Source organism: Streptomyces sp. NPDC005794 (assembly GCF_042871445.1).
In the GTDB taxonomy this organism is placed as follows: Bacteria; Actinomycetota; Actinomycetes; order Streptomycetales; family Streptomycetaceae; genus Streptomyces.
This window is the reverse complement of the sequence record NZ_JBIAIN010000046.1, coordinates 1-6,864: the sequence shown is the minus strand read 5'-3', so window position 1 is coordinate 6,864 and position 6,864 is coordinate 1. Positions and strand designations below refer to the sequence as shown.

Annotated in this window: 10 protein-coding genes and 1 pseudogene; 5 read left to right on the top strand and 6 right to left on the bottom strand. The window is 68.9% G+C overall.

All coding sequences use genetic code 11. The annotated features are described in order from the left end of the window. Together ACFYQ5_RS35950 and ACFYQ5_RS35945 are read right to left on the bottom strand one after the other, a co-directional pair. Positions 1-326, bottom strand: a 326-nt coding sequence (locus tag ACFYQ5_RS35950; RefSeq protein WP_389203818.1) for a cbb3-type cytochrome c oxidase subunit I, incomplete at its 3' end; no start/stop codon positions are given. Between the two features lie 184 nt (positions 327-510). Beyond that, positions 511-1,062 carry a glycoside hydrolase family 25 protein gene (locus ACFYQ5_RS35945; RefSeq protein WP_389203820.1) on the bottom strand — a complete coding sequence of 184 codons (552 nt, stop codon included), beginning with the start codon at positions 1,060-1,062 and terminating at the stop codon, positions 511-513. A gap of 23 nt (positions 1,063-1,085) precedes the next feature. Here ACFYQ5_RS35945 and ACFYQ5_RS35940 point away from each other — a divergent pair, with 23 nt between their 5' ends. Further along, positions 1,086-1,913, top strand: a complete 828-nt coding sequence (locus ACFYQ5_RS35940) for an NADPH-dependent F420 reductase (protein ID WP_389203816.1) — start codon at positions 1,086-1,088, stop codon at positions 1,911-1,913. A 345-nt stretch (positions 1,914-2,258) separates the two neighbouring features. Here ACFYQ5_RS35940 and ACFYQ5_RS35935 read toward each other — a convergent pair. Further along, positions 2,259-2,539, bottom strand: a pseudogene (locus ACFYQ5_RS35935) (MBL fold metallo-hydrolase); the annotation flags it as partial. A 383-nt stretch (positions 2,540-2,922) separates the two neighbouring features. Here ACFYQ5_RS35935 and ACFYQ5_RS35930 point away from each other — a divergent pair. Beyond that, entirely contained in the window at positions 2,923-3,468 is a 546-nt protein-coding gene (locus ACFYQ5_RS35930; RefSeq protein WP_389203814.1) for an SRPBCC family protein, read from the top strand. 72 nt (positions 3,469-3,540) lie between these two features. Here the strand turns inward: ACFYQ5_RS35930 and ACFYQ5_RS35925 are convergent, their stop codons facing one another. Continuing rightward, positions 3,541-3,684, bottom strand: a complete 144-nt coding sequence (locus ACFYQ5_RS35925) for a hypothetical protein (protein WP_389203812.1) — start codon at positions 3,682-3,684, stop codon at positions 3,541-3,543. A 44-nt stretch (positions 3,685-3,728) separates the two neighbouring features. Next, on the bottom strand, positions 3,729-4,073 hold the full coding sequence (locus ACFYQ5_RS35920; protein WP_389203811.1) for a hypothetical protein: 345 nt from the start codon (positions 4,071-4,073) through the stop codon (positions 3,729-3,731). A 143-nt stretch (positions 4,074-4,216) separates the two neighbouring features. Between ACFYQ5_RS35920 and thpR the strand changes: the two genes are divergently transcribed. Further along, positions 4,217-4,831 carry an RNA 2',3'-cyclic phosphodiesterase gene (gene thpR / locus ACFYQ5_RS35915; protein WP_389203809.1) on the top strand — a complete coding sequence of 205 codons (615 nt, stop codon included), beginning with the start codon at positions 4,217-4,219 and terminating at the stop codon, positions 4,829-4,831. 51 nt (positions 4,832-4,882) lie between these two features. On the opposite strand, the gene ACFYQ5_RS35910 is transcribed toward thpR, so the two are convergent. Then, positions 4,883-5,743, bottom strand: a complete 861-nt coding sequence (locus tag ACFYQ5_RS35910; protein WP_389203807.1) for a pentapeptide repeat-containing protein — start codon at positions 5,741-5,743, stop codon at positions 4,883-4,885. A 126-nt stretch (positions 5,744-5,869) separates the two neighbouring features. On the opposite strand from ACFYQ5_RS35910, the gene ACFYQ5_RS35905 reads away from it, so the two are divergent. Both ACFYQ5_RS35905 and ACFYQ5_RS35900 read left to right on the top strand, forming a co-directional pair. Further along, complete coding sequence (locus ACFYQ5_RS35905) at positions 5,870-6,349, top strand: hypothetical protein (RefSeq protein ID WP_389203806.1); 480 nt, start codon at positions 5,870-5,872, stop codon at positions 6,347-6,349. A gap of 86 nt (positions 6,350-6,435) precedes the next feature. Then, positions 6,436-6,663 (top strand): hypothetical protein, encoded by a 228-nt coding sequence (locus tag ACFYQ5_RS35900; protein ID WP_389203804.1) that lies wholly within the window; start codon positions 6,436-6,438, stop codon positions 6,661-6,663. The last annotated feature ends 201 nt before the right edge of the window (positions 6,664-6,864 follow it).

Sequence of the window (6,864 nt, the reverse complement as noted above, 5' to 3'; positions counted from 1 at the left end):
ATCCAGTTCGCGAACCCGGCGAACAGCGGCGTCGCGAACATCAGCAGCATGATCGTGCCGTGCATCGTGAACGCCTGGTTGAACTGCTCGTTCGAGACGATCTGGTTACCCGGACGGGCCAGTTCGGCGCGAATGACGAGCGCCATGAGACCACCGACGAGGAAGAACGCGAACGAGGTGATCAGATACAGCGTGCCGATCGTCTTGTGGTCGGTGGTGGTCAGCCACCTGATGACCACGTTCCCCGGCTGCCGACGCCGTACAGGCAGTTCGTCCTGATAGGCGGCATCGGCTTCCGCCGATACTGAGGGACCCCTCGTCGTCACTGCGGCACTCCTTCGATCGACGGCCGATTGCGGACTCGGCGACCAGAATGGACTCCCCGTGGCGGTACCGCGGGTCATCTCCGTGCGCACTGCACCAGTGGCTGGCAAAGGACACTCCACTGGCCGATGGTCATGACATCCGTGTTGACGAGCTCGCCGCACCCCTCAGGAGCGCGCTCCTGTCTCAGGCGGCGGCCCAGGCACGCATCGCGTTCCGTGAGGGGAAGTCGGCCACGTTCCTGTCGAGCGGATCGTCGGTGTACTGGTGGATACGCCAGGCCGCTTCGATCCGTGGCGCGGCCGCCTTGCCGTAGTCGGCGATCCAGAGTCCGTCACCGGCGTACGAGCTCGTGTCATGGTTGATCCAGAAGGTGCGGTTGCAGTAGAGCAGGACACGGTGATGCGGCCTCAGCTCTTTCACCTCACGGATGAAGCGGTCCTTGTCCGCGTTGCTCGCGCGCGTCCCCTCGCCCGTCTGTTCCCAGTCGACTGCCAGGAGATCGCCCTCTCGCTCCGGTGTCCTGTCGAGGAAGTACTCCGCCTGCTCCTTCGCGTGTCCAGGCCAGAGGAAATGGTAGAAGCCGACGACACACTCGGCGTCCCTGGCGCGTTTCACCTGACTCTTGAGTCTCGGATTGACATAGGAGCGGCCTTCGGTCGCCTTGACGAAGACGAAGTCCAGGCCTTCCGTGTCGAAGTCCGTCTGGTAGGCGCTGACGTCGACGCCGTGCAGCACGGGCACCACCTCCAAGTGGGTCATTGTGGTTCCGTTCCTCTCCCCTACGTGCCCGCCAGGAGCTCGCCCATCCGTCTTCCGGGTGCGGAACCGATTCGGCACCCGGAATCCGGAATACCGTCCGTCCGCATGGGGTTGGTGATCCGGCGAGACCCTTTCACTCCTGGAACCGGCATCGGAAGGTCGAATTCATGAAGATCGGCATCATCGGGGCAGGCAACATCGGCGGCAATCTCACCCGGCGGCTCACCGCACTGGGCCACGACGTGTCCGTCGCCAACTCCCGCGGGCCCGAGACCCTCAAGGCACTGGCAGAGGAGACCGGTGCCACGCCGGTCACGTCGGCCCAGGCGGCGCGGGGAGCGCGGATCGTGGTGGTGACCGTTCCCCTCAAGGCGGTCCCTGACCTGCCCTCGGACATCCTCGAGGGAGCGGCGGAGGGTGTCGCCGTCATCGACACGGGAAACTACTACCCGCAGCAGCGTGACGGACGTATTCCCGCCATCGAGGACGGACTGGCGGAGAGCCGGTGGACCGAGCAGCAGATCGGCCATCCGGTGGTCAAGGCGTTCAACGGCACCTACGCCCAGGACATCCTGGACAAAGGACTCCCCCACGGCACACCGGGCCGGCAGGCCCTTCCGGTCGCCGGCGACGACCCGGTGGCCAAGCAGGCGGTCCGGGACCTGATCGACGAGCTGGGCTTCGACTCCGTTGACGCGGGCGGCCTCGACGAGTCCTGGCGCCAGCAGCCGGGCACACCCGTGTACGGGAACCGGGGGGACGCCGACGCCATCGCGAAGGCGCTGTCCGAGGCCTCCCCGGAACGCACCTCCGAGTGGCGCGCCTGACGGCCCTGTTCTCGTCATGGCTACGGCCAGGTGGCGTGTAGCGCTGAGTAACCATCCGGCAACAGGTGCGTTCTTCTGATCTTCGCTCCGGTTTCGCCTCGCCAGGCCGATGATCGCAGGCCGAACCCTCCAGGGCTTCGCGACTTCTGCAAGGGCTCATCTCGCTCTGGCTGCGGGCCGGTCGGTCGACGTGTGCGTCATGAGGGACAGCCGCCAGGCCGGGGGCAGGTGGTTCCCTGCGGGATGCCGGATCCACCTGGCTCGGCCCGTGGACTCCCACAGGCCGAGCCAGGTGGCGACGGTCGCGCCGTCCGCCGAGGCGTCGAGGGCCTCGCGGGCGGTGAGCGAGGTAGGGCCAAGGTAGGCGTTGGGGAACGTCGGTACCCACTGCACGTCCGCGTCGACGTGTTCCAGCCGACGTGATCGACGTGGAGGTGCGTGCTGACGACGACATCTACGTCCTGCGGGCGAACACCGGCCCTCGCCAGGAGGCCGAGGAAATCACTCCGAGAATGGTGGAACGGTCCCACGCCCGGTCGTTCGCGCCCGTGGCCCGCTCCGGTGTCGACCAGGACCGTCCGCCCACCGCTGCGCAGCACCCAGCTCTGCAGAGCAAGCACCGCCAAGTGGGCGTTGACGACGAGCCCGTCCAGTCTCCCGAACCGTTCGAGCGTCATGTCGACGACCGACCGCACCGCTCGCTGTCGGCGGCATCCCGGACGAGCGTCAACAGATCCTCGGGCTTCCCGGTGTCCTCCGCGAACCGGGCACGTGGGGAAACCACGTCATGAGCTGCGCCACCAGTCGTGTCCGGTCGCCGGTGGCGACGGCGGTGCGGGTGGGGCCGGGTTCACTGGGCTTGCCATGTGCGGGCTCTTCGGGTCCGGTGTCCTGAACACTGTTGGGTGTACGCCACACTGTCCAACGAACCAGCACCGCCAACCGTTCGCAGATGATCCGTCCGGCTTTCGTGATTGCCCCGGCCGGCCGAGGACGAGGAGTACCTCTGATGCCCCGCACCATGTCCGTATCGGACAGCATCCTGATCCGGGTGGCACCGTCGGCCGTGTACGAGAGGCTGAGCGATCCCACCGCGATGGGACGCTGGAGTCCGGAGAACCGGGGGGCGAGGATAGTCGGGAAGCGCCGGGAAGCTCATGTCGGCATGGTCTTCGAGGGCCGCAACAAGCGCGGTCCCTTCCGCTGGACGACCAGGTGCACGGTGACCGCCGCCGATCCGGGCGTGAGGTTCGCCTTTCGCGTGCATGCGATCGGGGTACGGCGACCGCGACTGCCGGGTGCCATAGCGCTGTGGGAGTACCGCTTCGAGGCGGTGGACGGCGCCACCCGCGTCACGGAGACCTGGACGGACAACCGGCGGGCGTGGCCCGACTTCCTCGCCAACGCCTTCGACCGGGTCGCGACGCGTGGGCACACGTTCGCGGAATTCCAGCGCGGAAACATCCGGACGACGCTGGAACGCCTCAAGGCCGCGTTGGAGCAGGACGGCTCGGAAGTGGGCGGTGGCGTGAAGGACCGCCCGGGGCACGGGTGAAGTGAGGGGCAGGCCTGAGCCGGACGTACAGACGCGATCTCGGGTTCGCCTCCACAAGCGGCTCCGGAACCGTCACCTCGCCGCCGCTCGTTCCTCGTCGTCGACGGAGCCGAGTCGCCGGTTCATCCCGATGATCGAGGCGTTGTCGGGGTGATGAATGGTCCGCAGCGACTTCATGCCGTGGGCACGCGCGAAGCCTACGGCCAGAACCTTCATGGCACGCGCGACTCCCCGACCCCGGTGACGTGCGAGCACCCCGGTCATCTCACTGAACGCGTGCCCTTCGGGTGGAGCGACGTTGTCGCCATACCGACCCATGCCCCGCTCTCCTGGGCGAGGACGACACCTCGAGGGTCGTACGTCGCAGTCTCGACGCGCTGGGCGAGATATTCGTCGAACGGGTAGAACTCCCCGCGCTCCGGGATGTCGGCGGAGCAGGTCTTGTTCAGCTCGTAGAGTGCGCGCCGGTGTTCGGCCGTGTCACCCAGGGCCGCCATGGTCGTGAACTCGATCCCGTCCTGCCGGCACCGTTGCAGGTACGGCTCGAACCGGGCGTCGTCGAACGTATGCAGGTCAAGCCTGAGTCGAACCCACTTGATGGCCATGAGCGCCTCCACTGTCACCGGTGTCGAGCACGCACCAGGAGCCTACCGACCACCGAACGGAACGTGCCCGCCGGACATCAAGCGGCCACCGGCACGGCCACGTGGGCCGTCGTCGGGGGGCAGCCGTCACCTCTGCAACCCGCATGCGGTACGAAGTCCGTGTGAACGAAAAGACCCCTCCCGCGACCGTTCGCGTGTTCATCGCCCTCGCCCCGCCCGACCACGCGAAGGAAGAACTCGCCCGGGAGCTGCGCCCCGCCTACGGCACCCACCCGCACGTGCGGTGGAACCGCATCGAGGACTGGCACATCACTCTGGCGTTCCTCGGGGAGCTCCCGGCCGCAACCGTTCCGCTCCTGCGCCCGCCGCTCGCCGGTCTCGCCGCGTCCCATCGGCCGCCGCACCTGGCACTCCGCGGCAGCGGGCACTTCGACGACCGAGTGCTGTGGAGTGGGGTCGAGGGGGACCTCGACGAGCTGCACACGCTCGCCGCCGACGTGCGTTCCGCGGTCAGGGGTTGCGGCGTCGCCTTCGTGGACCGGCCCCTGCGCCCGCATCTGACGTTGGCCCGTGCCCGCCGGGGCGACAGGACCTCGGCAGGCGAAATCGCTGCGGAGCTCGCCGGATTCACCGGCCGGCGATGGCCTGCCGAACGGCTGCATCTGGTCGGCAGCAACGTCGGCCGCAGCAGCGGACCGATCCACTACCGTGACATCGAGGCCTGGTCCTTCGGCAACGGGATCCACACCGGCACCTGAACGAACCGGGCGCGGCCCGACTTACCTCACGCCGGAAGCCGGCGAGGGTGCTCAGCCGGTGCCGGGCCTGCTCGCCGCCCAATGCGGAGGCCGGGTCAGGGAATCCGGCAGCTTCGTGGCCGCGTTGCCCTTCGCCGCGTTCAGCTGGGCCTGGGTGAGGAAGAGAGCGCCGGTGAGGTCGGCGTCGGACAGGTCGGCGTCACGGAAGTCTGCGCCGATCAGCTCCGCCCGGCGCAGATCAGCTCCGCGCAGGTCGGCCGCGATGAGATACGCCCCTCGGAGTTCGGCTCCGCGCAGGTCGGCGCCTTCGAGCCGGGCTCCGACCAGGTCGGCACCCCGTTGGCTGCGCTTCTTGCGCCGGGGAACCGTGGCGCGTTCGAGTTCACCGGCGCGCAGCAGGAGGGCAGCGGTCCTGTCCCGGTGCGCGGACACGTCCAGCTCGGCGAGGTCCTCGGCGGCAAGGTGGGTGAGGCGTTCCGTCGCGTCGAGGGCGTCACGGAGGTCGGCGTGCAGACGGGCGGCGGCCGGCAGGGTGAGGGCTTCCGTCAGGTACCAGAGCAGTTCGTGAAGCTGCCTCATGACGGGGAAAACCTGGAACATCTGCTGGGCGGTGTCCGGAGCAGACCGCCAGTCCCGGCCGGCGTAGGTTTCCTGCGAGACCTTCTGGCCCGCGCCGAAGCAGTCGTACACGGTGCAGCCGGAGAAACCCTCGGGGCGCAGCCGGGTGTGTATGCCGCAGCGGAAGTCGTCCGCCAGATTGGGACAGGGGGTCCCCGCGGCCTTGTTGATCGCGAAGTCCGCCGAAGCGGTCAGCGTGAGTGCGACGCAGCACAGCCCGAAGCAGTTCGTGCAGTCGGCGCGCAGAGCGGCCCGCGCGGTGACGGGTGCGGCGGTCGGGTCGTCGTCGGGCACGTGCCTGGTTCCTCCTGTGTGCGGTACCACCAAGCTTACGGGTGTGTGCGGAGCCGGGCGGCAGGCTCTGTCAGTGGTCGGGCGCACACTTGGTCACAGACGTCACGGGTGTGAAGGGGGCAGGACATGGGTGCGTCGGAGGAGAGAGGTTTCGAGCCCGCGACCGGCGACGGCCCTGCGGTCCCCGAAGCCGCGGGCGGGCGTGCCGGGGAGGTGCGGACCGCTTTCGACGGGATGCTTCAGATCAGACGGCTGACCAGGGTGGGGGCCGCGGATCCCGAAGGTGTTCCGGCTCCCTGGGAGCTGCACCGGCCGCTACGGGCCGTGGCGTTGGCGTTGGAAGCCGCCGGGATACCCGCTTCGGCGGTCGGCCCGTCAGGCGAGCGGACCGACACGGGCTATCGCGTGTGCGCGGGCGAGGCGACCGGATCGGTGCGCGTCGAGTGGGCCGGTCCGCCGGGCAGTGGAGCGGCGCACGACGAGGAAAAGGCGCTGACCGGATGCGCCACGGTGCTGCGGGCGCTGGGCTGGACGGCTCTGCTGTACCGCGGACCGCGCCGGCGGCGCTTTCTCGAGGTCGAGCCGCCGCCTGCGGCCCGGTCCTGAGGGCGCCTTCCGTGGTGGCCGCGGGGCATTGTCAGACCCGTGAAGGATGCTTGACGGTCCGACACCTCTGACCGGGAGATGCTGAGATGCACGAAACCGAAATCGCTGCGGCACAGGCGTACGTCCGTTTACTGGCCGCCACGCGCGCCGCGCTCGCCGATCCGGCCGAAGCCCCTTTGTACATGCCACTGCTCGCCTCCCCGATCGAGGAGGCCGACGAGGCGCTGCGGAGCGCGGGCCTCGCGGGGAACGAGGACAGGCTCTTCGCGATCGTACGGAAGCTTCAGCCGAGCCTGACGGGTTCCGGTCGCTGACCGTTCCCGGGTCGCGGTGGGTGCCTCGCGCCTGAGACGGGGCGGCCGGCCGAGGGGGTGGCCGGGTGCTCCGCGGAGGCGCCCATCGCGGGGGGGGGGGGGGGGGGGCCCTCGCTACAGACCCCCGTAAAGGAGCGAGCCGGGGGGGGTGTGGGTCTCGCCCGTTTGAAGCCCGGGCTTAACACCGGACAGGATAAACGG

Excerpts from the sequence above, each read along its gene's own strand:
- ACFYQ5_RS35930 (WP_389203814.1), top strand. The coding sequence starts at position 2,923 with ATGCCCCGCACCATGTCCGTATCGGACAGCATCCTGATCCGGGTGGCA.
- ACFYQ5_RS35925 (WP_389203812.1), bottom strand. The coding sequence starts at position 3,684 with ATGAAGGTTCTGGCCGTAGGCTTCGCGCGTGCCCACGGCATGAAGTCG.
- ACFYQ5_RS35920 (WP_389203811.1), bottom strand. The coding sequence starts at position 4,073 with ATGGCCATCAAGTGGGTTCGACTCAGGCTTGACCTGCATACGTTCGAC.
- thpR (WP_389203809.1), top strand. The coding sequence starts at position 4,217 with ATGCGGTACGAAGTCCGTGTGAACGAAAAGACCCCTCCCGCGACCGTT.
- ACFYQ5_RS35905 (WP_389203806.1), top strand. The coding sequence starts at position 5,870 with ATGGGTGCGTCGGAGGAGAGAGGTTTCGAGCCCGCGACCGGCGACGGC.
- ACFYQ5_RS35900 (WP_389203804.1), top strand. The coding sequence starts at position 6,436 with ATGCACGAAACCGAAATCGCTGCGGCACAGGCGTACGTCCGTTTACTG.